This is a genomic window from Geodermatophilus bullaregiensis (assembly GCF_016907675.1).
GTDB lineage: Bacteria > Actinomycetota > Actinomycetes > Mycobacteriales > Geodermatophilaceae > Geodermatophilus > Geodermatophilus bullaregiensis.
Genome location: NZ_JAFBCJ010000001.1, coordinates 3,513,948 through 3,537,050, shown reverse-complemented (window position 1 = coordinate 3,537,050; position 23,103 = coordinate 3,513,948). Strand labels below are relative to the sequence as shown.

General features: G+C 74.7%; 22 protein-coding genes and 1 pseudogene. 11 read left to right on the top strand and 12 right to left on the bottom strand.

Annotated features, from left to right (window positions below):
- Positions 1-30: 30 nt before the first annotated feature.
- Positions 31-606 carry a dihydrofolate reductase family protein gene (locus tag JOD57_RS16820; protein ID WP_307824744.1) on the bottom strand — a complete coding sequence of 192 codons (576 nt, stop codon included), beginning with the start codon at positions 604-606 and terminating at the stop codon, positions 31-33.
- 575 nt (positions 607-1,181) lie between these two features.
- On the opposite strand from JOD57_RS16820, the gene JOD57_RS16815 reads away from it, so the two are divergent.
- From JOD57_RS16815 to JOD57_RS16800, 4 genes are all read left to right on the top strand, one after another.
- Positions 1,182-1,424: a hypothetical protein gene (locus JOD57_RS16815; RefSeq protein ID WP_204693059.1), complete on the top strand. Its 243-nt coding sequence runs from the start codon at positions 1,182-1,184 to the stop codon at positions 1,422-1,424.
- Between the two features lie 106 nt (positions 1,425-1,530).
- Entirely contained in the window at positions 1,531-2,754 is a 1,224-nt protein-coding gene (locus JOD57_RS16810) for an epoxide hydrolase family protein (RefSeq protein ID WP_204693058.1), read from the top strand.
- Between the two features lie 228 nt (positions 2,755-2,982).
- Positions 2,983-3,819, top strand: a complete 837-nt coding sequence (locus JOD57_RS16805) for an alpha/beta hydrolase (protein WP_307824743.1) — start codon at positions 2,983-2,985, stop codon at positions 3,817-3,819.
- 754 nt (positions 3,820-4,573) lie between these two features.
- Positions 4,574-4,942, top strand: a complete 369-nt coding sequence (locus JOD57_RS16800) for a hypothetical protein (protein WP_204693056.1) — start codon at positions 4,574-4,576, stop codon at positions 4,940-4,942.
- 289 nt (positions 4,943-5,231) lie between these two features.
- On the opposite strand, the pseudogene JOD57_RS16795 reads toward JOD57_RS16800, so the two are convergent.
- Positions 5,232-5,937, bottom strand: a pseudogene (locus JOD57_RS16795) (AAA family ATPase); the annotation flags it as partial.
- Positions 5,938-6,027: 90 nt separating this feature from the next.
- On the opposite strand from JOD57_RS16795, the gene JOD57_RS16790 reads away from it, so the two are divergent.
- Positions 6,028-6,516, top strand: coding sequence for a GNAT family N-acetyltransferase (locus JOD57_RS16790; protein WP_239568548.1), 489 nt, complete (start codon positions 6,028-6,030; stop codon positions 6,514-6,516).
- A gap of 841 nt (positions 6,517-7,357) precedes the next feature.
- On the opposite strand, the gene ychF is transcribed toward JOD57_RS16790, so the two are convergent.
- Positions 7,358-8,431, bottom strand: a complete 1,074-nt coding sequence (gene ychF, locus JOD57_RS16785; protein WP_204693054.1) for a redox-regulated ATPase YchF — start codon at positions 8,429-8,431, stop codon at positions 7,358-7,360.
- 53 nt (positions 8,432-8,484) lie between these two features.
- A complete protein-coding gene (locus JOD57_RS16780) occupies positions 8,485-9,108 on the bottom strand; it encodes a hypothetical protein (protein ID WP_204693053.1) in 624 nt (207 codons plus the stop codon).
- Positions 9,109-9,243: 135 nt separating this feature from the next.
- Here JOD57_RS16780 and JOD57_RS16775 point away from each other — a divergent pair, with 135 nt between their 5' ends.
- Positions 9,244-9,609 carry a cupin domain-containing protein gene (locus JOD57_RS16775; RefSeq protein ID WP_204693052.1) on the top strand — a complete coding sequence of 122 codons (366 nt, stop codon included), beginning with the start codon at positions 9,244-9,246 and terminating at the stop codon, positions 9,607-9,609.
- 67 nt (positions 9,610-9,676) lie between these two features.
- Here the strand turns inward: JOD57_RS16775 and JOD57_RS16770 are convergent, their stop codons facing one another.
- The 7 genes from JOD57_RS16770 to JOD57_RS26980 form a co-directional block, all read right to left on the bottom strand.
- Positions 9,677-10,315 carry a response regulator gene (locus JOD57_RS16770; protein WP_204693051.1) on the bottom strand — a complete coding sequence of 213 codons (639 nt, stop codon included), beginning with the start codon at positions 10,313-10,315 and terminating at the stop codon, positions 9,677-9,679.
- Positions 10,312-11,547 (bottom strand): sensor histidine kinase, encoded by a 1,236-nt coding sequence (locus JOD57_RS16765; RefSeq protein ID WP_204693050.1) that lies wholly within the window; start codon positions 11,545-11,547, stop codon positions 10,312-10,314. Before JOD57_RS16765 ends, JOD57_RS16770 begins: the two co-directional genes overlap by 4 nt.
- Positions 11,544-12,371 (bottom strand): ABC transporter permease, encoded by an 828-nt coding sequence (locus tag JOD57_RS16760; RefSeq protein ID WP_204693049.1) that lies wholly within the window; start codon positions 12,369-12,371, stop codon positions 11,544-11,546. The genes JOD57_RS16765 and JOD57_RS16760 overlap by 4 nt, the downstream gene beginning before the upstream one ends.
- Positions 12,368-13,285, bottom strand: coding sequence for an ABC transporter ATP-binding protein (locus tag JOD57_RS16755; RefSeq protein WP_204693048.1), 918 nt, complete (start codon positions 13,283-13,285; stop codon positions 12,368-12,370). Before JOD57_RS16755 ends, JOD57_RS16760 begins: the two co-directional genes overlap by 4 nt.
- Positions 13,286-13,375: 90 nt before the next feature.
- The gene (locus JOD57_RS16750; RefSeq protein WP_204693047.1) at positions 13,376-13,930 is read right to left on the bottom strand and encodes a hypothetical protein; all 555 of its coding nucleotides are present in this window, start codon (positions 13,928-13,930) and stop codon (positions 13,376-13,378) included.
- A gap of 78 nt (positions 13,931-14,008) precedes the next feature.
- Positions 14,009-14,254, bottom strand: a complete 246-nt coding sequence (locus JOD57_RS16745; protein ID WP_204693046.1) for a hypothetical protein — start codon at positions 14,252-14,254, stop codon at positions 14,009-14,011.
- A 9-nt stretch (positions 14,255-14,263) separates the two neighbouring features.
- Complete coding sequence (locus JOD57_RS26980) at positions 14,264-15,577, bottom strand: S8 family serine peptidase (RefSeq protein WP_204693045.1); 1,314 nt, start codon at positions 15,575-15,577, stop codon at positions 14,264-14,266.
- A gap of 189 nt (positions 15,578-15,766) precedes the next feature.
- Here JOD57_RS26980 and JOD57_RS16735 point away from each other — a divergent pair, with 189 nt between their 5' ends.
- From JOD57_RS16735 to JOD57_RS16720, 4 genes are all read left to right on the top strand, one after another.
- Entirely contained in the window at positions 15,767-17,254 is a 1,488-nt protein-coding gene (locus JOD57_RS16735) for an AlkA N-terminal domain-containing protein (protein WP_307824742.1), read from the top strand.
- Positions 17,251-17,790, top strand: coding sequence for a methylated-DNA--[protein]-cysteine S-methyltransferase (locus tag JOD57_RS16730; protein WP_204693043.1), 540 nt, complete (start codon positions 17,251-17,253; stop codon positions 17,788-17,790). The genes JOD57_RS16735 and JOD57_RS16730 overlap by 4 nt, the downstream gene beginning before the upstream one ends.
- A 98-nt stretch (positions 17,791-17,888) precedes the next feature.
- Positions 17,889-19,139, top strand: a complete 1,251-nt coding sequence (locus tag JOD57_RS16725) for a DNA recombination protein RmuC (protein WP_307824741.1) — start codon at positions 17,889-17,891, stop codon at positions 19,137-19,139.
- Between the two features lie 507 nt (positions 19,140-19,646).
- Positions 19,647-20,105, top strand: coding sequence for a DUF6542 domain-containing protein (locus JOD57_RS16720; protein WP_204693042.1), 459 nt, complete (start codon positions 19,647-19,649; stop codon positions 20,103-20,105).
- Between the two features lie 87 nt (positions 20,106-20,192).
- Here the strand turns inward: JOD57_RS16720 and JOD57_RS16715 are convergent, their stop codons facing one another.
- Positions 20,193-21,155, bottom strand: coding sequence for a 4-hydroxy-3-methylbut-2-enyl diphosphate reductase (locus tag JOD57_RS16715; protein ID WP_204693041.1), 963 nt, complete (start codon positions 21,153-21,155; stop codon positions 20,193-20,195).
- Between the two features lie 143 nt (positions 21,156-21,298).
- Between JOD57_RS16715 and JOD57_RS16710 the strand changes: the two genes are divergently transcribed.
- Complete coding sequence (locus JOD57_RS16710; RefSeq protein ID WP_204693040.1) at positions 21,299-22,990, top strand: hypothetical protein; 1,692 nt, start codon at positions 21,299-21,301, stop codon at positions 22,988-22,990.
- The last annotated feature ends 113 nt before the right edge of the window (positions 22,991-23,103 follow it).

The window sequence follows — 23,103 nt, the reverse complement described above, 5'->3', positions numbered from 1 at the left end:
GTGGCGCCGCCACCGACGCCAGGTGCCGGCTCAGCGGGTCCGGTAGCGCGTGTGGACCAGTCCGCTGTCGAAGGCGCGCTCCTCGACCAGCTCGAGATCGAGGCGCACGCCGTCGGGGAAGAACCGCTGGCCGCCGCCGACCACGCTCGTCGTGACGAAGAGGTGGTACTCGTCCACCAGGCCGGCCGCGATCGCCTGGGCGGCGAGGTCCGGGCCGTCGACGGTGAGATCGGACCCCGCCTCGGCCTTGAGCCGGCGGACCGCGTCCGGGTCGAAGGTCCGCTCGATCCGGGTCCTCTCGCTCGACACCGACTCCAGCGTCGTGGAGTGGACGATCTTCTCGGCGGCCTGCCAGTCGTGCGCGTACTGCAGGACGTGCGGCGGCGCGGCGGGGTCGGTGTGCGCCGTCTCCCAGAAGACCATCGTCTCGTACGTGCGCCGGCCGTAGAGGTACGTGCCGACGGAGCGGAAGACGTCGCCGATGAAGGCGTGCACCTCCGGGACCTCGGCCCCCGCGCCGAGGTCGCCCTCGGCCGCCTCGGCGTAGCCGTCGAGCGAGGTGATCATCGAGTAGGTGAGCTTGACCGCCCTGACCAGCGCATTCACAGCTGGGCACCGTCGGCTGCAGTTGACCGGTCCTGACCGGTTTGCGGACTCCGTGCGGACTGTCCCCCGCGCCCGGGGCCAGTCGCCGAGCGGTGTCCGCCTCGTGACCCAGCCTCCTCGCCCGCCGATCACACCGGCCGTGGATGGAGCTCATCGGTGCTCAGTCTCATCCGTGCAACTCCCGCTGTGAGGGTGACGGCGCCGTCCTCGGCGCAGCGGGCCCGATCACTGCGGACCGCCCAGCAGACCGACTGTGCGCCGGTACGGGCCGGGTGATGCTCCGGCCGATCCGCTGCCCGGGCGGGCGGATGTCGAAGCCGGCGGCGACTCGCCCGGTCGTCAGGACCTGGGCCGGCTCGAGGAGGTGGCCGACCTGCGGCGGTGACGGACCGGAACGCCACGGGTCGGGGTCAGCCGCGACGGCCGGTGGCCACGGCAGGTGGTGCACGAGGACGTGGGCCGTGGGCGCGGGCCGACGGGCCGCAGCCCCCGGGAGGAGGGCCAGTGGTTTCCCCGGGCGCGAGCACGCGTTCGTCAGTGCGACGGTCGTGCCGCCCGTGAGGGGAGGTGGATTCGTGGACGGTGCGCCGGTGCTCCTGGCCGTCGCGGGGAGTCGTGGCGAGGCGGACCTGATCGTCGGGCTGCTCCGCAGCCACGGCCTGCGAGCGGCCGTGGTGACGGACGACGCCGGAGGCCAGGAGCCGCAGCTGCAACTGCAGGGCGGGGTCCGCGTGCTCGTCGCCGCGTCCGACGAGGCCTCGGCCCGTCGGCTCGTCGCCGACGCCGCACCAGCGGCCGCACCGGTGGAGGACAGCTGATCGGGTCTCGGCGGCCCGTGGCCTCGCCTGATCCGAACCAGCTCCGCCTAGACCGACCGACACCACACGCCACACCCCGCCGCCCGTGAACAGAACGGAGTCCGTCATGACCGGCACCCTCGAGGCCGCCGTCGAGATCCGCCCGTTCCACGTCGACATCCCGGATGCGGCGCTGGAAGACCTCCGTCGACGCATCGCGGCCACGAACTGGCCCGAGAAGGAGACCGTCGAGGACCAGTCCCAGGGCGTGCCCCTCGCCATGGTGCAGGAGCTCGCCCACCACTGGATGACGGACTACGACTGGCGCAGCTGCGAGACGATGCTGAACTCCCTGACGCACTTCATCACCGAGCTGGACGGTCTGGACATCCACTTCATCCACGCTCGCTCGCCGCACGAGGACGCGCTGCCGATCGTCGTCAACCACGGCTGGCCCGGCTCGATCATCGAGCAGCTCAAGATCATCGACCGGCTGACCGATCCCACGGCGCACGGTGGCAGCGCCGCGGACGCGTTCCACGTGGTCGTCCCCTCCATGCCCGGCTACGGGTTCTCCGGGAAGCCGACCAGCACCGGATGGGGGCCCGAGCGGATGGGCCGAGCCTGGGCGGAGCTGATGCACCGCCTCGGTTACGACCGCTACGTCGCCCAGGGCGGCGACTGGGGCGCGTTCGTCGTCGACCAGATGGGCCTGCAGGCGCCTCCGGGACTGCTCGCCATCCACACCAACATGCCCGCCACCGTTCCGGCCGACGTCGACAGGGCACTCCAGCTCGGTGAACCGGCGCCGTCCGGTCTCTCCGCGGAGGAGGGACGTGCCTACGCCCAGCTGGCGAGGACGTTCACGCAGGTGGAGTACGCCCGCATGATGGCGGCGCGCCCGCAGACCCTGTACGGCATCGCGGACTCCCCGGTCGGCCTGGCCGCCTGGCTCCTCGACCACAACGACGCCGACGGACAGCCGGCCGCCGCGGTCACGGCTGCGCTCGACCGGGACACGAGCGCCTCGGGCGAACTGACGCGCGACGAGGTCCTGGACAACACCACGCTGTACTGGCTGACCAAGACGGGAGTCTCCGCGTCCCGCCTCTACTGGGAGTACCGGGGTGGGTTCTTCAACACGAAGGGCGTCACCATCCCGGTGGCCATCACGGTCTTCCCCGGTGAGCAGTACCAGGCGCCGCGCAGCTGGGCGGAGCGCGCCTACCCCGAGCTCGTCTACTACAACGAGGTCGACCGGGGTGGCCACTTCGCTGCATGGGAGCAACCGCAGCTCTTCGTCGAGGAGCTCCGCGCAGCCTTCCGCTCGCTGCGCCGGCCACAGCGGTGACGCCGCACCCGGGCGGTTCCCCCCGTGCCGGAGGTCAGGCGTCGACCAGGGAGTCCCACGGGCGCGATGCGGCCGCAGGCACCGCGACCTCGTGACGCGACACCGCGCAGCAGGGAGCACGGTCCACGGGGGCAGCGGCCTCGTCCTCCCCTGCAGCGACCGTGGGCGGCTGCAGGCGGACCTGCTCACCTCCATCGACCCCGGACCGCACGAGAGGACACACCTGCCGTGACCGGAACCCGCCCGAACCACGTGGTGCTCGTCCACGGCCTCTGGGTCACCCCCCGCAGCTGGGAGAACTGGGTGCCCTACCTCGAGGGCAAGGGCTTCACCGTGCACACCCCCGCCTATCCCGGTCTCGAGATCGAGGTGGAGGCCCTCCGAGAGGACCACGACAGGATCGCGAGCCTCACGGTCCGCGAGACCCTCGCTCATCTGGCCGACGTGATCGGCACCCTGGACAGTGCGCCGATCATCATCGGCCACTCGTTCGGCGGCACCCTCACCCAGCTGCTGCTCGCCCGCGGACTCGGTGCCGCCGGTGTGGCCATCGACTCGGCCCCGACCGAAGGCGTCCGGGTCAGCCCGCCGGCTCAGGTCAAGGCGCTGTTCCCCGTGCTGAAGAACCCGGCCAACCGGCGGAAGGCGGTGGAGTTCACCCCCGAGGAGTTCCACGACGCCTTCACCAACACCCTCACCGCCGAGGAGTCCGAGGCCGTCCGGGACCGCTACGCCATCCCGGCCCCCGGCTACTGGGTGTGGGAGTACGGGATCCTCGCCAACCTCAAGCCCGGCCACCAGGACACCTGGGTCGACTACTCCGCCGACCGTGCACCCCTGCTCTTCATCGCCGGCGGGGAGGACCACATCATGCCGCCGGCGGTGAACCGGTCGAACGCCAAGCACTACAAGCGTTCCCCGGCGGTCACCGACTACCACGAGTTCGAGGGCCGGGACCACTGGACCTGCGGGGCGCCCGGATGGGAGGCAGTCGCCGACCGTGCGCTGGACTGGGCGCTGGCCCAGGCCACCGGCCCGGCGCGGCCGACCGCAACGACCGCCTGACCAGCGAGCCAGCGCCGCGGCCCGGACTCAGCCCCCTGCTGGACGGGCACTCACAGGCTGGAAAGCCTGCAGCCGGTAGAGGGCGCCGGCATGGCGCCGGCCGCGGTCTCGACCCCGACCAACATCGTCGATCACGCCCTGCTGCCCGAGACCCTGGATGCGCTGAGGCCGTCCACACGAGGCCCTCGACGAGCGCGGACTCCTCGGTCGGATCGCCCACCGCGGCGAGCCCACACCGATCCAGGTCGGGAGACGACGAGTCATCGGGCGGACCCGCTCCTGGCTGGATGACTTCGGCGGACTGCGCCGCCGCACCTGACGTCGCCGCGCCTGCGTGGACGCCCACCTCGCCCTGGCCGCCGCGATCACCACCATCCGTGGACCTCGCCGGGCGGCTTGGTACCTCCACCGTCGGGACGCGCGACCAGGATCACCACGGACCCGCTGACCTACTGACGGGAGCTGCTGAGCGCGACGGCCCGAAGTCAGCACCGGATCGCAGCCTCCCTGCGCCAGCATCCGAACAGGTCGACCGCCTGTCCGACGACTCTGCACGAGCCCTGACTCCCAGAGGTCCCTCCGACGACGTCGACGCGGCCCTGCTGCACCTTCGCGTCCCTGCCAGGCCGGCGTGGTCCTGCCGCTCACACTTCAGGGACACATGGGCTCAACCGGCGTGTATCACGCGTGTGCGTCCGATCTCTGTCTGTCGAACCCGAGGCACGGCGCCCCGGGCGGAGACAGGGAGGCTCCTGTGCCAGTCACCGTGGGGAACTTCGTCGTTGCAGCTGATCAACCCCTGAAGCTCAGAGAGCACGGCGACACGAGAGTCGTGACGTTCACCATCCCCGCCCATCCCGCGCTCACCAAGAACACGAGAGCGGTGGTGAGTGCACAAACCGAAGTCGACGTGCAGGCCGACCTTCTCGGGTGGAGCCTGCTCATCAACAACGTGAGCGTCACCGCGTTCAAGGAGAATCGAAGCCGCCTCGGGGCAGTCCAGGAGGAGTTCGATGCAGATCTCCTTCGCGTCGGGCAGAACCAGGCGAAGGTGACCTTCAACTTCGGCCAGGGAAAACTGGAGGTGTCAGACCTGGTGGTCCATTACAGGGTGGACATCTGACCCGAAGCTGACGCGGCCGGGCCGAGCGCGCAGTCGGGGCCGCTGACAGCGACGACACGTCGCGTACACGAGTCGCTGCCAACAGGTCATGGGATGCGCGATGACCTGGACGCGTGACGCTGGGGTGTCGTCCTCCAGGTCAGTGGTGCGCCAGGCTCATCGCCCGAAGCCGGGCCTCGTGCCGGGAGTGCCACGGGCTGCCGGTCGTGGTCGGGGCGCGGATGACGGACGCCCGGCGCTGACGGTGGGATGGTCGTCAGCCGACCGCGAGTGCGGTCGGTGCTGTGTCGATGGCGGTGACGGTCCAGGTGTCGCGGTTGGCGACGCCGAGGTGGCGGGCGTTGCGGCGGGTGGCGATCTGGTCGCCGACCCCGATGCGCTGCCCGGCCCGGGTGGGAGCGACCCGGGTGTCGTCGACCCGGCCGGCGGCGATCAGCCGGTCTCGGATGGCGGCGCTCGGCTCGCCGGCCTGCTCGCGGGTGTCGACCACCACCGCGAGGTCGGCTGCCCGGCTGACAGCGGCAGCGATCGCAACCAGGGAACCCGTCATCCGGCGCCGTCTGCGCAACCTGGTCGGTGCGGACGAAGCGGTGCACCGCGTCGAGGGTCAGGTGGGCTGCCGGGTCGACCTGGCGGGGCGGCGCGGTCCAGGACGCCGCTGCGGCCGACGGCGGCGAGTTGGTGCCGGTCGCCGAGCAGCGCCATCAGGGTCACGTTCCCGTCGGCGACGGTCAGCAGCGAGCGGGCGGTGTCCTGGTCGAGCGTCCCGGCCTCGTCGACGACCAGCAGGTCCCCCGAACGAGCTCCGCCTCGGCCCCTGGGCCGGCGTGGGCCGCGCCGGTGACCCGGTCGGCGTCGCCCACGGCCAGCCGGGTCCAGGCGCCGTCCTCGGTCCAGTGCCAGCCGTGCTGGGAGGCCAGCCACGCCGCCGACCTCGCGGCAGCGCCCACCTCCGCGGCGGCCACTTCGGCCGCCTCGAGGGTCGGGGTGACCAGGTTCCTCCACGGAGGCGACCGTGAGGTTGCTCTGCACACGTCCCACGGTCGGGTTCTCGGCTGCGACGCGACCGCTAGCCTCGGGCCACGATGATCCGTGGGCGCAGGGACGAGGACCTCGACCGCCTGTGCGACGTCCTCGGCGAGCTGGACGACCATGCCGGCGTCCTCGCGGGACGGCAGCCGCGGGACTGGCTGCAGGAGGTCGACGCCGAGCGCTCGTGGGTGTTCGACCAGGCGCCGGTGAGCGTTGCCCCGACCCGGAACGTGGTCGGCCACGTCCAGATCTACCGGCCGCTCGACGCCCGCTGGGTCCTCGACGTCGTCGCACAGACCCACCGGAAGGCCGACGACCTGCTGGTGATCGGACGACTGTTCGTGAAGCCGTCCAGGCACGACTATGGCATCGCGCGGTACCTGCTGAGGCAGTCGGTGAAGTACGTCGAGACGCGCGGAGGTCTACCGGTGCTGGACCCGGACGACCTTGCCTTCGTGCCACACTCGCTGTGCGCCGAGCTCGGCTTCAGGGACTTCCGGACCGGTGACTGCATCCCGAGTGTCCTGATCCGGGCAGAGTGACCGCACAGTGACCACGGTGGTGGACCAACCGTTGCGGCTCTTGCACGGGCCATTGCCGTACGGGCAGGGCGGACCACAGGCCTGGGTCTGTCTCTGAAGGCTGCCGTCGGGACATCCGGTCACGCGACGTCCGGCGGCTCTTCGTGTCTGCTGGTGACACGCTCGTGAGGGGACCAGCACTCGATGGTGTTCCCGATTCGAGGGAGATCGGCTCAGCCGATGCCGACCGGATCCGGCTGGCTCTGGCAGGCATCCGGGCCGCGCAGGACGAAGTACGGCCGCGCACACGGCTGGCCGACAGAGCTGAACCGGGCCCGCTTCTACGAGTCCCGCTGGGACCGCGACGAGCGAGAGCTTGGCGGCTAGCTGAGCGGGAGGGACGGTTCCATCGATCGTCTGCAGTCGACCGATGGAACCTGACCGCGTGACCCAACCTTTTCAGATTCGGCGGCTGCCCTGAACGTACGCGCGTCGACTCTGTGCGCGCTCCGAGCGCGGCAGTCGGTGACTAGCTGACCAGCTCGCATGGGGGATTGACCTCCCCGAGGCCGACTTCCGGGCGATCGTGTACCAGTCGATCAAGGACTGACCGGCGGTTCCGGGCGGCGGCGGGTCCCCGCCGCCGCCCGCGGCTCATCGCCTCCGGGCTGCGACGTCGTCACCGTCCAGCGGGACCTGGCGCACGCCGGCGCCACCACGACGCTGAACAGCTACAGCCTCCTCTGGCCCACTGCTGAGGACCGCACGAGGCGTGCCGCCGAGGAACTCTTCGCGGACAGTCGCGGACCGGGTGCGGACTCGGCCACCCCAACAAGTCGCTAACCTGCACGAATGCTGTCACCTACACGTTGAAGCGGAACTCCACGACGTCGCCGTCGGCCATGACGTAGTCCTTGCCCTCGATGCGCACCCAGCCTCGGGACTTGGCCTCGGCCATCGAGCCGGCCTCCATCAGCTGGTCGTAGGACACGACCTCGGCCTTGATGAAGCCGCGCTGGAAGTCGGTGTGGATGACACCGGCCGCCTGCGGGGCGGTCGCGCCGACCGGGATGGTCCAGGCGCGCGCCTCCTTCGGCCCCGCCGTCAGGTAGGTCTGCAGCCCCAGCGTCCGGAAGCCCACCTTCGCCAGCTGGTCGAGGCCCGGCTCGTTCTGCCCGATCGACTCCAGCAGCTCGGCGGCCTCCTCGGCCGGCAGCTCGGTCAGCTCGGCCTCGGTCTTCGCGTCGAGCAGGATCGCCTCGGCCGGCGCCACCAGCTCCCGCAGCTCGGTGATCAGCGACTCGTTGGCCAGCTCGTCGGCGTCGACGTTGAAGACGTACAGGAACGGCTTGGTCGTCAGCAGCGTCAGCTCGCGCAGCGGTGCGGGGTCCACGCCGGCCGCGAACAGCGTCTGCCCACCGTCCAGCACCTCCTGCGCCGCCTGCGCGGCCGCCAGCAGCGCGGCCCGCTCCTTGTCCTTGCGCGACTCCTTCTCCAGCCGCGGGATGGCCTTCTCCAGCGTCTGCAGGTCGGCGAGGACGAGCTCGGTGTTGATCGTCTCGATGTCGTCGGCCGGGTCGACCTTGCCCTCGACGTGCACGACGTCGGGGTCGCTGAACACGCGGATCACCTGGCAGATGGCGTCGCTCTCGCGGATGTTGGCCAGGAACTTGTTGCCCAGACCCTGCCCCTCGCTGGCGCCGCGCACGATGCCGGCGATGTCGACGAACGACACCGTCGCCGGCACCACCTTCTGCGACGAGAACAGCTCGGCCAGCTTGCCCAGCCGCTGGTCGGGCACGCCGACGACGCCGACGTTCGGCTCGATGGTGGCGAAGGGGTAGTTGGCCGCCAGGACGTCGTTCTTGGTCAGCGCGTTGAACAGGGTCGACTTGCCGACGTTGGGGAGACCGACGATCCCGATGGTGAGACTCACGGGGGTCCAGGGTAGGCGGTCGCCGGCCAGACCCCGGACCGCCGACGCCGCCGTCACGGCCGCGCGGCACCCGCGGGCCGGTACGGCTCCTCGCGGACGGCGTGGGCGGCGACCAGCTTGACCACCAGCAGCGGGCCGAACCAGCCGAGGCCCGCCGGTGCGGCCACCAGCGGCGCGCCGGTCAGCGCGACGGTCACCACCGCGGCGGCGAGCGGGCGCCGCAGGTAGAGCGGCGCGCGGACGACGAGGACGGTCCCGGCGAGGCAGAGCAGGTACCAGGCCAGCGCCCACGTCCACGACGCGCCGGGCAGCAGTGCGGCGACGGCGAACGGGTGCAGGTGCAGCGCGGAGAACCCGGTGGGGCTGCGCAGGAACCGTCGCACCGGCGGGAGGTCGGCCGGCGCAGGCGAGTGGTAGAGCCGTTTCGCCGTCCCCAACGCGTTGGCCGGCACCCCGCCGGCGACGTCGACGGTGAGCGCGAGGACCACGAGCCACTGCCACCACTGCCACGGCACGTCCTGCACGACTGCGACGCCGACCACGGCCCCTGTGGCGAGGCCCGCCGCCGCCCAGACCGACCACCGCTCCGCACGGACGGCGCCCGTGCCGAGCAGCCAGTCCGGCCGGCCCGCCGGGACCACCCAGTCGACGACCGCGACGTCCCCACGCTCGCTCATGCGGCCGAGTCAGGCACGGGACCGCAGGGTTGTCGACCTACTCCGGCAGGCCCGGATCCCATCCGCTCCCCGGAGGAGGTCGCGGCGCCTGCCGTGCCCTCGCGCCGCAGGGGTTCCAGACACGACCATCGGGTGATGCCGACCCCCGTCGACCTCGCCGCCGTCCTCGCCTCGATCGACCAGCCGTGGTCCCCGCACACCGTCGCCGTCCTCAACGACCACGACCTCCGCGTCGTCCACACGCGCGGCGAGTTCACCCGCCACAGCCACCCCGAGACCGATGAGGTGTTCCTCGTCCTCTCCGGCTCGCTCACCATCCGCATGGACGACGGTGACGTCACCCTGGGGCCCGGGCAGCTGTACGTCGTCCCGAAGGGCACCCCGCACCAGCCGTACTCCCCCGATGGCGCGCAGGTGCTGCTCGTCGAGCCGAGCGCGACCGTGAACACCGGCGACAGCCCGAGCGAGCACACGGCCGAGCGCCGCGTGGTCGAGCAGTAGGGATCAGGCCGCCGGGGCCAGCGGTGCCGGGACGCGTCCGAGGCCACCGCCGGCCGGACGGCCACGGTCACCGCGACCCCGGCCCCGGCAGCAGCCCCCGCTCGACCGCGACCATCACCGCGCGGGTCCGGTCGTCGACGCCGAGCTTGGCGAACACCCGCAGCAGGTGGGTCTTCACCGTGGCCTCGCCGATGAACAGCTCCCGGCCGATCTCGGCGTTGGTCAGCCCGCGGGCCACCCCGGCCAGCACCTCCAGCTCCCGGGCCGTCGGCACCTCCACCGCGGGCGCCCGCATCTTCGACACCAGCCGGGCGGCCACCGGCGGCGCGAGCACCGTCTCCCCGCGGGCGGCGGCGCGGACGGCGTCGGCCAGCAGCGGCAGCGGCGCGTCCTTGAGCAGGTAGCCGGTGGCGCCGGCCGCGACGGCGCGCACGATGTCGGCGTCGGTGTCGTAGGTGGTCAGCACGAGCACCCGGACGCCGGGGTGCGTGACCGCCAGCTTCTCGGTCGCGGTCACGCCGTCCATGCGCGGCATCCGCAGGTCCATGAGGACGACGTCGGGCTGCAGCGACGCCACGAGAGCCAGCGCCTCGGCCCCGTCGGCGGCCTCCCCGACGACGTCGAGGTCGGGCTGCGCCGCCAGCCAGCCGACCAGCCCGCCGCGCACCACCGGGTGGTCGTCGACCACCAGCACGCGCGTGCTCACGAGCCGGGCACCCGCACGGTCACCCGCGTGCCCGCGCCCGGCGCCGAGGCGACGTCGACCTCGCCGCCCACCTGCGCCACCCGCCCGCGCAGGCCCTCCAGCCCCGACCCGGCGACCGCGGCGGGGTCGAAGCCCACGCCGTCGTCCTCCACGTGCACCGACACCTGGCCACCCACCCGGGACAGCCGCAGCACCACCGCCGTCGCCCCCGCGTGCCGGCGGACGTTGGTCAGCGCCTCCTGCGCCCCGCGCAGCAGCACCACCTCCTCGTCCCGCCGCAGGCCCGGGGCGGCGTCGAGCGCCGCGGTGTCCACCCGCACCGCCAGCCCGGTCTCGCGCGCGAACCGCTCGGCCAGCCGCTGCAGCGCCTCGACCAGCGTCGACCCGTCCAGCGCCACGGGCCGGAACGCCGCCACCACCGCCCGCGCCTCGGCGAGGTTGTCGCGGGCCACCTCCTCGATCACCGCCAGGCGCTCCCGCGCGCCGTCCGGGTCGGCCGGCAGCAGCGCGGACGCGGTCTGCGCCATCACGACGATCGACGTGTAGCCCTGCGCCAGCGTGTCGTGCACCTCCCCCGCCAGCCGCTCGCGCTCGGCCAGCACGCCGCGCTCGCGCTCGGCCGTCGCCAGCTCCGACCGGGTCGCCTCCAGCTGGGCGATCAGCGAGGCCCGCTGCGCGCTCTGGTGCAGCACCCGGCTGATCCACAGGCCCAGGGCGAGGCTGAACGTCAGGCTGACGGCGGTCTCGAGCAGGACGTCGGTGCGTCCGGACGCCGCCGTCGCCACCGGACCGGCGGCGCTGGCCACCGAGAGCGCGACGGTCCAGAACAGGCCGGTGAGGGTCCCCTGGACGACGAACCAGACCTGCGGGTAGGCGAGGAAGAGCAGGAACAGCAGCCTGTCGCCCAGCCAGCCGATGAGGCCGAAGGCGACGACGAGGACGCACAGGTACAGCACCGCCCGGCCGCGCGCGCCGGACGCGATCGCCGGCGCCCCGGCGACGGCGTAGGCGACGGCCAGCAGGGCCAGGACGACCAGGACGGGCTCGCGCCGGTCGTCGCCGACGGCCTCCCCGGCCACCGTGGAGACCACCGCGAGCAGCCAGAGCGCGGCGGAGATGACGTGCAGACCGACGACCGTCGCGTGCCACCCGCGCTCGGACAGCGGCTCGCCGTCGTCGTCCCCCGCCGGTGGGGGGACGACGACGGCGGCCAGCCGGCGCGTCAGGCTCACGCGGTCCGGCGCCAGCGGAAGGTCCGGGCGCACACCACGACACCGATGATCACCCATGCGGCCAGCACCAGGGCAGTGGTCCCGTGCTCCCAGCTGCCGGCCGGCTCGACGGCCGCGGCGGCGTCGGGGAGGAACACCGAGCGCATGCCCTGCACCAGCCACTTCAGCGGGAACACCGCGGCCACCTCCTGCATCCACGACGGCAGCTCCGAGAAGACGAAGAAGACCCCGGAGAAGAACTGCAGGACGATGGCGAACGCGGCGATCCCGTTGCCCACCGAGCGGGTGCTGCCGACCGAGGCCACCGCGATGCCCAGCACCGTGCCGGCCAGCGCGCCGCCGAGCACCACCCAGGTGAAGGTCAGCCAGCGGCCGGTGTCGGCGGGCAGCGGCACGTCGTAGGCGGTCGCGGCCACGGTGAGCAGCACCGCCAGCTGCAGCACCGTCGTCACCAGCACCTGGCCGGCCTTGCCGAGGAAGTAGCCCACCGCCGGGGTGCCGAGGGTCTGCAGCCGGGCGAGGTCGCCGCGGTCGCGCTCCTCGGCGATCGCCGTCCCGACCGCCTGGAAGCTGGTGAGCATGATGCCGGTGGCGGCGATCCCGGCGAGGAAGTACTGCGCGAACGGCACCCCGCCCGGCCGGTCCTCGTCGGCGAACACCGACGCGAAGATCACCAGCATCACGATCGGGTAGGCGAAGGAGAACACCACCTGCGCCGGGTCGCGGACGAACAGCCGCAGCTCCATCAGGGTGCGGGCCGCGCCGATGGCGGCGGCCGACGGCGGCGCCGGCCGCCGGGTGGCAGGGGGCAGGACGGCGGTCATCGGAGGTCTCCCTCGGGGGTCGCGGGGACGGCGCCGACCATGCGGAGGTAGACGTCCTCCAGGCCGGGACGGGTGACGGTCAGGCCGGGCACCTCGCCCGACGGGTGCGCGGCCAGCAGGTCGCGCAGGACGGCGGCCGGTTCGCGGGTGCGCACCTCGCGGGTCGCGCCGTCCTCGGTCCAGCGGACGGTGGCGACCTGCCGCAGCGCGGCCCCGAGCTCGTGCGGCGGGGCGACCTCGACCAGCCGGCCGTCGGTGAGGACGCCGACCCGGTCGGCCAGCTCGGCGGCCTCGTCGAGGTAGTGGGTGGTGAGGACGACGGTGGTGCCGCCGGCGCGCAGCCCGCGGACCAGCTCCCAGAACCGCCGGCGGGCGACCGGGTCCATGCCGGTGGTCGGCTCGTCGAGGAACAGCAGCTCGGGGCGGCCCTGGACGCCGAGCGCCACCTCCAGCCGCCGCCGCTGGCCGCCCGACAGCCGCGCCACCCGGGTCCCCGCCGCCGCGGTCAGCCCCACCGCCTCGATCAGCTCGCCGGACTCCCGCGCGGTGCCGTGGTAGCGGGCGAAGTGGTCGACGGTCTCCCGCACGGTCAGCGCGTTGCCGGCCCCGGTGCTCTGGCCCACCACGCCGACGCGGTCCCGCCACGCCCGCCCGGCCGTCCCCGGGTCCTCCCCGAGGACGGTGACCTCGCCGGCGTCGCGCCGGCGCACGCCCTCGAGGACCTCGACGGTCGTCGTCTTGCCCGCGCCGTTGGGCCCGAGCAGGGCGAAGACCTCGCCGCGGCGGACGTCGAGGTCCAGGCCGTCGACCACCGCACGGTCGCCGTACCGCTTGACCAGCCCGCGCACGCGGACCGCCGTCTCCTCGTCGCGCGCCGCGGCCGCGGGGGCCGACGCCGTCCGGGTCGCTGTCATGGCACCACCCTGTCCCCGCCCGGCGTCCGGCGGGACGGCCGTTGCGTGGGTCCGCCGTCCACCGGTCGGTGGACCACGGGGGACGAGGCGTCAGCCGGCGGTGCCGAGGACCGGCCGGCCGGCCAGCGCGCCGACCACCTCGACCGCGGCGTCCCAGTACCGCGCGTAGTGGTCCGGGTCGGCGTTGCGCTGGGTGCGGTGCGCGGCGATCGTCGGCGGCAGCGACCGCCAGTCGGGCACCTCCTGCAGCGCCCGGAAGAAGTTCGTGGCACTGGTGGTGGGGTCCATCCGGTCGGCGTAGGAGCCCCAGGCGCCGTTGGCCCGCTGCTGGAACAGCCCCCGGGAGTCGGGCCCGACGGCGTCCCCGCGGTCGAGGACCCGCAGCGAGGACTCCCCCATCGCGGTCATGACACCGAGGGTCTGGGCGCAGGTGTCCAGGCCCAGCGCCTCCCCCGCGTTGACGATCGCCGCGGCGTTGGCCAGCTGCTCACCGGCGTACCCGGCGACCGGCCCCCCCGGCACGGTGGCCGGGTCGACCCGGATCCCGGCCTCGGCCGCCGCGCACTCCGCCGAGGGCGGCGCCTCGGCGGTCACCTGGCGCACCACCAGCAGTGTCCCGAGGACCGCCAGGACGACGGCGACCACGACGAGCGCGCGTCGTCCCCGTGTCCCGTGCACACCCGCCCAACGGACGGCGGGCCACCAGGGTCCCCGACCCCCGGCCTACTGGACCGGCGCGTCCGGCGGCGGCAGCTGGACGCGCAGCTGCTCGTCGACGGAGGTGACGCCGTCGATCGCCAGCAGGGTCGGGCGGGCGTCGGCGGGCGCCTGGCCGGTGATCAGCCCGAGCGTGCCGAGGACGCGCTCGACCCGCATGCCGGAGGCGCTCAGCGCCCGGGCCACGGCGTCCATCTCGGCCAGGTGCCCGTCGTCGACGGTCACGCTGAACTTCGCCAGAGGGGGTGCCACGGCGGGAGACTACGCCGCTCCGGCGCCTTCCTGGGGTGCCAGGACCAGCCCGCTGCCGACGTCGACCGACGGCTCGAGCAGCCGCCGGCTCGCCTGGGTCAGCGTCGCCCACAGCTCGTAGCCGCGCCGACCGGTGGCCTCGGCCCACAGCGCAGCGAGCCCGGCGACGTGCGGCGTGGCCATGCTGGTGCCGCTGATCGTGTTGTAGCGGGTGGGCATCGGCCAGGTCGACAGCACGTCGAGCCCGGGCGCGGCCACGTCCACCTCGCCGCCCGGGGTCGCCAGGCTGCGCGCGGAGAACCAGGTCACCGCCAGGCCCGGGTCGAGGGCGCCCACGGCCACGATCTCGACGCTGTTGGCCGGCGCGCCGACGAAGCCGGGGTCGCCGTTCTCGCGGTCGGCGTTGTTGCCGGCCGCGGCGATGACCAGCGACCCCTGCTGCAGCGCCCGCCGCCCGGCGGCGGAGTAGGGCGGGTGGGCCTCGGCGACGTCGGCGCCCAGCGACATCGACAGGACGGCGCAGCCGTTGGACACCGCCCAGTCCATGCCGGCCAGGATGCCGCCGTCGTCGCCGCTGCCCTCGTCGCTGAGCACCTTGCCGATGAAGACCTCCGCCTCCGACGCGACGCCGTAGCGCGGCCCGGCCGGGGGCAGGCGGGGGCCGCAGGCGGTGCCGGTGCAGTGCGTGCCGTGGCCGTGCCCGTCCTGCGCCGAGGTCACGCCGGGCACGAACGACTCGGACGTCACCGAGCGGCCGGCGAAGTCCGGGTGCTCGAGGTCCAGGCCGGTGTCGAGGACGGCGACGCGGATCCCCCGGCCGGTGAACGGCGACGTCGTCGCCTGCACCGCCTGCAGGCCCCAGGTGGCCGCCGGGGTGTCGGCGAACGGCGGGGGCGGGGCGGCGCCCCCGCCCCCTCCCCCGCTGCCGACGAGGCGGCCGGCGAGGTCGGCGACGCCGTCCCGGTAGCCCTCGACGTAGGACGACACGTCCTCGGGCAGCACGTGGTGCACCAGCTCGGGCGACACGGACAGCACCGGACGGCGGTCCGCGGTCGCCGACCGCAGCGCGGTGACCTGGTCGGGGGCGGCCGAGACGACGGCGATGCCGAGCCGGGCGAACACCGTGGCACCGGCGTCGTGCAGGGCCTGCGCGGACACCTGGCCGGACGTGAAGTCCCGCGAGTCGGCGACGTCGGAGATCCCGGCCGCCGACCAGTCCACCGCCGCGTCGTCGGCGGTGTCGGCGAAGACGACGACCTGCCGCCCGGTGGTCTGCACCGCCGGGCGCCTGCTCCGGCCGGCGCCGGCTCGCGGATCGATCACGGGTCCCCCTCGTCGACGGACGTGCGGGGACCCGGCCGGTCGGTGACCCGCCGCTCCCCCTCCGCCGGGGCGGGCGCCCGGCGGTCCCCGCAGTCTGCTGGGCAGGGGGAACGGCCGCGAGCCGGCCGGTCCACGGCGGCGTCCGGAAACCGCCAGTCATCCCCTCGACCCGGTGCCATGCTCGTGTCCGTGACCGCTTCCCTCGACGCCGAGCGCTGCTATCGCGCGGTCGCCAGCCGGGACGCCCGCTTCGACGGCTGGTTCGTCACCGCCGTCCGCACCACGGGCATCTACTGCCGGCCCTCGTGCCCCGCCCGCACGCCCGCGGCGGCGAACGTCTGCTTCTTCGGCACCGCCGCCGGCGCCCATGCCGCCGGCTTCCGCGCCTGCCGCCGCTGCCGGCCCGACGCCGTCCCGGGCTCCCCGGAGTGGGACGTGCGCGCCGACGCCGTCGCCCGCGCCATGCGGCTGATCGCCGACGGCGAGGTGGAGCGCACCGGCGTCCCCGGGCTGGCCGCGCGGCTGGGCTACTCCGAGCGGCAGGTGCACCGGCTGCTGGTCGGCGAGCTCGGCGTCGGCCCGCTGGCGGTGGCCCGTGCCCAGCGCGCGCAGACCGCCCGGGTGCTCATCGAGACCACCGACCTGCCGATGGCCGACGTCGCCTTCGCCGCTGGGTTCGCCAGCGTGCGGCAGTTCAACGACACGATCCGCGAGGTCTTCGCGTGCACGCCGTCGGAGCTGCGCCGGCGCCGGCCGGGGGGTGACGGCGGCACGCCGGGCTGGCTGACCCTGCGGCTGGCCGCCCGCGCGCCGTTCGACGCTGCCGAGGTGCTGCACTTCCTCGGCGCGCACGCCGTCCCCGGCCTGGAGGAGTGGGACGGGACGACGTTCTCCCGCGTGCTCGACCTGCCCGCCGGACCGGGCGTCGTCCGCCTGTCCCCCGCGGCCGACGGCGGCCCGGCCGTGACCGCCCAGCTGCTGCTGGCCGACCTGCGCGACCTGCGCGCCGCCGTCCCCCGCTGCCGGCGGCTGCTGGACCTCGACGCCGACCCGCTCGCCGTCGACGACGTGCTCGGCGACGACCCCGCGCTCGCGCCGCTGGTGGCCGGGGCGCCCGGCCGCCGGGTGCCCGCCTCGCCCGACGCCCCGGAGACGGCGGCGCGCGCGGTGCTCGGGCAGCAGGTGTCGGTGGCCGGCGCCCGCACGCTCACCGCCCGCGTGGTCGCGCTGGCCGGGACGCCGCTGCCCGAGCCGGTCGGCACCCTCACGCACGCCTTCCCCCGGCCGGCGGCACTCGCCGAGGCCGACCTCTCCGCCGTCGGCCTCACCGGCGCCCGCCGCCGCACGCTCACCGGGCTGGCCGCCGCGCTCGCCGACGGCCGGGTGGCGCTCGACCCCGGCTGCGACCGCGAGCAGGCCGCCGCCGACCTGCTGGCGCTGCCGGGCATCGGCCCGTGGACGGCGTCGCTGGTGGTGATGCGCGGGCTCGGTGACCCCGACGTCTGGCTGCCGGGCGACCTCGCGCTGCGCCGGTCGCTGGCCGCGCTGGGCAGCTCCGACGCCGACGCCGCGACCCGCTGGCGGCCGTGGCGCTCGTACGCCGCGGTGCACCTCTGGGCGCTCGCCGCACCCACACTGTTCACCCGCTCCCCCGCTTCCGATCGGAGTGCGTCATGACCCCACCCGCCGCCCGCTTCGCCACCGTCGCCACACCCCCGGGCCCCTTCACCGTCGTCGTCACCGACGGTCCCGACGGCGGTGACGTCGTCCTCGCCGCCGGCTGGACCGACGACGTCGCCGAGCTGCTGCCCGTCGTCCACCGCTCGCTGCGGCCGACCTGGGTCGAGCGGGTCGACTCCCTGCCGGTCCTCGACGCCGTCGAGTCCTTCCTCGCCGGCGACGTCACCGCCATCGACGGGGTCCCGGTGCGGCAGCGCTCCGGACCGTTCCTCGAGGACGCGTGGGAGGTGCTGCGCACCGTGCCCCCGGGCGAGCCCGACACCTACGCCGCCTTCGCCGCCCGCTGCGGCCGGCCCACGGCGGTGCGCGCCGCGGCCAACGCCTGCGCCCGCAACGCCGCCGCGCTGTTCGTGCCGTGCCACCGGGTGCTCGGCTCCGACGGCGGCCTGGGCGGCTTCCGCTGGGGGACGCCGGTGAAGCGCTGGCTGCTCGACCACGAGGCCGAGCACGCCCCCGTCCCCGTCGAGGCATAGCGGGACCCCGTCCTCCCCACCACCCGCACGCTCGCGACGGGCCCCGGGACGGGGCCGCCTCCCAGGAGATGTCGGTGCGCTGAGGCACCCTGCCAGGCGTGGACGCCGCCTCGCTCCTGCTCGGCCTGCTCCTCGGCGCGCTGCTGGGGGCCGCCGTCACGCTGGGGGTCGTCACGCTGTCGGCCCGCCGGCGGCCGGCCGAGTCCGGGCTCGACCCGCTGCACGAGTCGATCGACCACCTGCACCGGCTGCTCGCCGGGATGGAGCAGGCCCGGGCCACCGCGCACGGGGAGCTGCGCGAGCAGATGGGCACGGTCGGGCAGACCAGCGCGCTGCTGCGCCAGGAGACGGCGGCGCTGGTGACCGCGCTGCGCACCCCGCACGTGCGCGGCCGGTGGGGCGAGGTGCAGCTGCGCCGGGTGGTCGAGGTGGCCGGCCTGCTGGAGCACTGCGACTTCGTCGAGCAGCCGTCGTCGACCAACGACGAGGGCGCCGGCGTCCGGCCCGACCTGGTGGTCACCCTCTCCGACGGGCGGCAGGTCGTCGTCGACGCCAAGGTGCCCTTCACCGGCTACATCGAGGCGGTGCAAGCGCCCGACGAGACGGTCAAGGCGCAGCGGGTCGCCGCGCACGCCCGGCAGCTGCGCGCGCACGTCGACCAGCTCGCGGCGCGTCGCTACCCCACCGCGTTCCGCCCGGCGGCACCGTTCACGGTCCTGTTCGTGCCCTCCGACGGCTTCCTCACCACGGCGCTCGAGGCCGAACCCGGCCTGCTCGAGTACGGCTTCGGCCGCGACGTCGTCATCGCCACGCCGAGCACGCTGCTGGCCCTGCTGCGCACGGTGGCGCACTCGTGGCGGCAGGAACGCCTGGCCCGCGACGCCGACCAGGTCATCGAGGTCGGCCGCCGGCTGCACGCCCGCCTGGCGACGCTGTCCGGGCACCTCACCCGGCTCGGTGCGGCGCTCGGCTCGACGCTGACCCGCTACAACGAGACGGTCGGCTCCTACGAGCGCTCGGTGCTCGCCGCCGCGCGCCGCTTCGAGGACCTCGGCGTCGGCGAGACGCCGGTGCCCGCGCCCGCGCCGGTGGAGGCGGTGGTCCGGGCACTGCGCCCGGCCGACGACGACGCCGTCCCCGACGACGCGGCGCCCGACGACGCCGTGGGGGTCGACGGCCCGGTGCGGGTCGACGACGTGGTCCGGATCGACCGGCCGCCCCTGCCCGGGCGGACCCTGCTGCCCCACCGGGACCTCCGGCCGGATCGGGAGCTCCGGCCGGACGCCGACCGCCTGGACGAGGCCGGACCGGCGCTGCGCTGGCGGACCGGGGGGACCGCGGACGTCTGACCGGCGGGCACCGGCAGGTCACCGGCCGGCCGCCGGGCCACCGGGGGACCTCCCGTCCCGCCCGTCACACCACCCCCGCCCCTCACCGAGAGTTGCCAAATCGACACGGGGACCTGTCAGCGGGTGACATCGGGAACCGGTCCCGGAGGGAGCCGGCCGTCGCTACGGTGAGCACCGACAGCGGCCCGGACCGGGCCGGCCGGTCCGGACGGGAGGTACGCCATGGCCTCGGCGAGCGCCGCCGACACCTGGCGGGACAGCGGAGTGCGCCCGCAGCGCCCCCAGGCCCGCCCGCAGCCCCCGCGCCCCGACCTGACCGGACCGGACCGCCCCATGCGCATGTCCCGCCCGCCCGTGCCGCCGCCCCCGCCGCGGGGCCGCCCCGCCGGGCCCGGCGCCGGCCACGCTGGCGGCCACGCCACCGGCCGGACCGCCCGTCCCGCCGGTGACGCCCGGCCCCCGGCCGCCCGCGCCGCGCAGCACGTCCCTCACCCGGGTGGGCGCCCGGTGACCGACCGCTCCGCCGGCGACGTCCCCGAGCGCCGTGGCAGCCGCGCCTCCGGCCACGGCGCCGAGCGCTCGAGCAGCCGGATCGCACCCCCCGCGGAGGGCGGCAGCCGGCTACGCGGCGTCCTCGCGGTGCTCGGTGTCTTCGTGATCACGCTGGCCGGCGGCGCGCTCGACTCGTTCCTCGGTGTCGGACTCGGCACGCTCACCCTCGTCACGCTGGTGGCGGCCACCGCCGTCGCGACGCTGCTGGTCCGCAAGCGCGACCTGCTCACCCTCGTCGTCGCGCCGCCGCTGGTCTTCGTCGCGGTGGCCGCGGTCAACGTGGGCCTCGCACCGTCGGCCAGCCTCAACCTGCCGACCATCGCCACCGTGCTCGTGCGCGGCTTCCCCACCATGGCCGTGGCCACCGTCGTCGCCGTCGTCGTGGCGGTCGTCCGCTGGGCCGCCCGGCGCTGACAGGAGGACCTCCCCGCGGGGGGGGCCACGACGGCAGAGGGGCCCCCTCCCGACCGGGAGGGCCCCTCTGCGCGTCCGGGGGACGGGTCAGGAGGCGGTCTCGCCGCGCTTGGGGCGCAGCTCGTGCGGCAGGGCGAACACCAGCCGCTCCTCGGCCGCCTTCACCGTCTCGACGTCGGGGTAGTCGCGCGCGGCCAGCCAGTCGAGGACCTCGCTGACCAGCACCTCGGGCACCGACGCGCCGCTGGTGACACCGACGGTCCGCACGCCCTCGAGCCAGGCCGGGTCGATCTCGGCGGCGTAGTCGACGAGGTGCGCGGCGCGGGCGCCGGCCTCGAGCGCCACCTCGACCAGCCGCACCGAGTTCGACGAGTTGGTCGAGCCCACGACGATCACCAGGTCGCACTCGGCGGCCATCTGCTTGACCGCCTGCTGGCGGTTCTGGGTGGCGTAGCAGATGTCGTCGCTGGGCGGGGACTGCAGGCCGGGGAAGCGGTTCTTCAGCTGGTCCACCGTGGCCAGCGTCTCGTCGACCGAGAGCGTGGTCTGCGACAGCCACACGACCCGCTCGGGGTCGCGCACCTGGACGTTGGCCACGTCGTCGGCGCCGTCGACGAGCTGGATGTGCGACGGCGCCTCGCCGGAGGTGCCCTCGACCTCCTCGTGGCCGCGGTGGCCGATCAGCAGGATGTCGTAGTCGTCGCGGGCGAACCGCTTGGCCTCCTGGTGCACCTTCGTCACCAGCGGGCAGGTCGCGTCGATGGTGCGCAGCTGCCGCGCCGCGGCCTCCTGGTGCACCGCCGGCGAGACGCCGTGGGCGCTGAAGACGACGACCGAGCCCTCGGGCACCTCGTCGGTCTCGTCGACGAACACCGCGCCGCGCCGCTCGAGGGTGGCCACCACGTGCTTGTTGTGGACGATCTGCTTGCGGACGTAGACCGGTGCGCCGTGGATCTCCAGCGCGCGCTCGACGGCCACCACCGCCCGGTCGACGCCGGCGCAGTAGCCCCGGGGATCGGCCAGCAGGACCCGTCCGCGCTGATCAGCCATGCACCCATCGTAGGTGGCGCGCCGTCGGCTGCCGGGCTCCCGAGGAGATGCGCGACACGCCGACGGCGCGGAGTGCCGCCCGACCGGGTGGCCGGGCGAGAGGCCACGATGCCGTTCCGCGGAGCCTGCGGCAGGCTGGGGCCATGTCCCGTGAGATCCCCGAGCCGATCCGCGCCGCCGCCGGGCTGGCCGTCACCGTCCTCGACGAGGCCCGCCGGCTCCCCTCGACGTTGACCGGGCTGCCGGTGCGCCTCGTGGGTCTGGCCCTGCAGACGGCGATGAAGTTCCAGCAGCAGTGGTCGGGTCTGGTGGCCCGCGGCGACGAGGTGCTCACCGGCCTGCGCGGTGAGAGCGAGCCCGGCATGGCCACCTTCGACGAGGACGAGGAGGACGCCGGCGGCGCCGCACTGGTCGCCGAGCCGATCGACGTCCTGCGCACCTCGGCCTTCGACCGCGCACCCGACGTCGACACCACCGGCATCACCGACGACGAGGTCGCGGCCCTCCCCGGCGACCCGGCCGCCGATGCCGTCGTCGCCGCGGTCGAGGACACCGCCGCGGCACTCGACGACACCGACGCCCGCATCGGCGACACCGAGGTCGTGCTCACCGAGGTCGACGTCATGGAGGTCGACGTCGACACCGACGCGGCCGGCCTGGTCGACGACGAGGCCGCCGGGCTGCCGCCGGACCCCTCCCCGGCCGAGGTCGTCGCCGCGGTCGAGTCCATCACCGACCAGGTGCAGGGCGCCGAGGAGGCCGAGGTCGCGCTGCAGGCCGCCGACACCGGGCTCACCACCGAGGACGCCCTCGAGAGCGCGCTGCTCGAGGCCGAGGGCACCCCGGAGACCGCCGGGGACACCACCGAGCAGGACACCCCGGCCGCCAGCGACCCGGGCGGCTCACCCGTCGGTGAGCTGGCCGGCGCCCCCGACGTGGGCAGCGACGACACGACGATCCCGGACGCCGCCGACTCCGGCACCGCCGACACCGACATCGGCCGGGCCGACACCGACACCACCGGCGCCGACGCCGGCGTGCTCGGCGAGGACGCGCAGTCCGGCACCACGACCGACGACGCCGCGACCGAGGTCGACGTCATCACCCCGGACGGCGAGGTCGCCACGGTCGAGGGCACGGTCACCGACGAGGGCGTCGTGGCCCCGGAGGACGCCGACGCGGCGACCACGGCCGAGGACACCACGACCGAGGCCGCCGAGGCCGACGCCACCGCCACCGGCGGGGGCAGCGACGTGGTCACCGACGAGCACGCCCGCGTCGACGAGCAGATGGGCGCCGAGCCGGACGCCGCCGACTCCGGCGGCGGCACCACGACCGCCGACACGACGAGCACGACCGCCGACACCACGGTCGAGACGACCGGGGACACCGTCACGGAGGGTGGCAGCGACGTCGTCACCGACGACCACGCCCGCGTCGACGAGCAGATGGGCGCCGAGCCGGCCGCGGCCGAGGGGGCCGGCCCGACCGACACCGCGACCGACACCGCGACCGGCGAGGCCGCGGTCGAGGCCACCGACGAGGGCGGCACCCCGGTCGCGGCGGCCACCGGCGTGCCGGCCGACGCCGGTGGGGCCGACACCGCCGACGAGGACACGGCCGGGGTGGAGTCACCGATCGATGGCTACGACTCCTTCACCATCGCCCAGCTGCGCGGCCGGCTGCGCGGCTACCAGCTGGCGACCGTGCAGGACCTGCTCGCCTACGAGGAGGCGACCCGCGCCCGGCCGCAGTTCGTGACGATGCTGCGCAACCGGCTGGAGAAGCTCGAGCAGCAGGCCGCCGACGCCAGCCCGCTGCAGCCGCGGGGCTGAAGGCACCCACCGCACCACTCGGCGGCCCGGGACCTCGCACCGGGGACCCGGGCCGCTGCCGTCGCCCCGTGGGTCCCGGGCGGCCGTGTCGGTCGCGTTTGGCACCCTCGGGG

Bases quoted from the DNA above. Each gene is read 5' to 3' on its own strand.
- JOD57_RS16755 (WP_204693048.1), bottom strand. From the start codon at position 13,285: ATGACAGCGACCCGGACGGCGTCGGCCCCCGCGGCCGCGGCGCGCGAC.
- JOD57_RS16760 (WP_204693049.1), bottom strand. From the start codon at position 12,371: ATGACCGCCGTCCTGCCCCCTGCCACCCGGCGGCCGGCGCCGCCGTCG.
- JOD57_RS16730 (WP_204693043.1), top strand. From the start codon at position 17,251: ATGACCCCACCCGCCGCCCGCTTCGCCACCGTCGCCACACCCCCGGGC.
- JOD57_RS16715 (WP_204693041.1), bottom strand. From the start codon at position 21,155: ATGGCTGATCAGCGCGGACGGGTCCTGCTGGCCGATCCCCGGGGCTAC.
- JOD57_RS16780 (WP_204693053.1), bottom strand. From the start codon at position 9,108: ATGAGCGAGCGTGGGGACGTCGCGGTCGTCGACTGGGTGGTCCCGGCG.
- JOD57_RS16790 (WP_239568548.1), top strand. From the start codon at position 6,028: ATGATCCGTGGGCGCAGGGACGAGGACCTCGACCGCCTGTGCGACGTC.
- JOD57_RS16710 (WP_204693040.1), top strand. From the start codon at position 21,299: ATGTCCCGTGAGATCCCCGAGCCGATCCGCGCCGCCGCCGGGCTGGCC.
- JOD57_RS16810 (WP_204693058.1), top strand. From the start codon at position 1,531: ATGACCGGCACCCTCGAGGCCGCCGTCGAGATCCGCCCGTTCCACGTC.
- JOD57_RS16775 (WP_204693052.1), top strand. From the start codon at position 9,244: ATGCCGACCCCCGTCGACCTCGCCGCCGTCCTCGCCTCGATCGACCAG.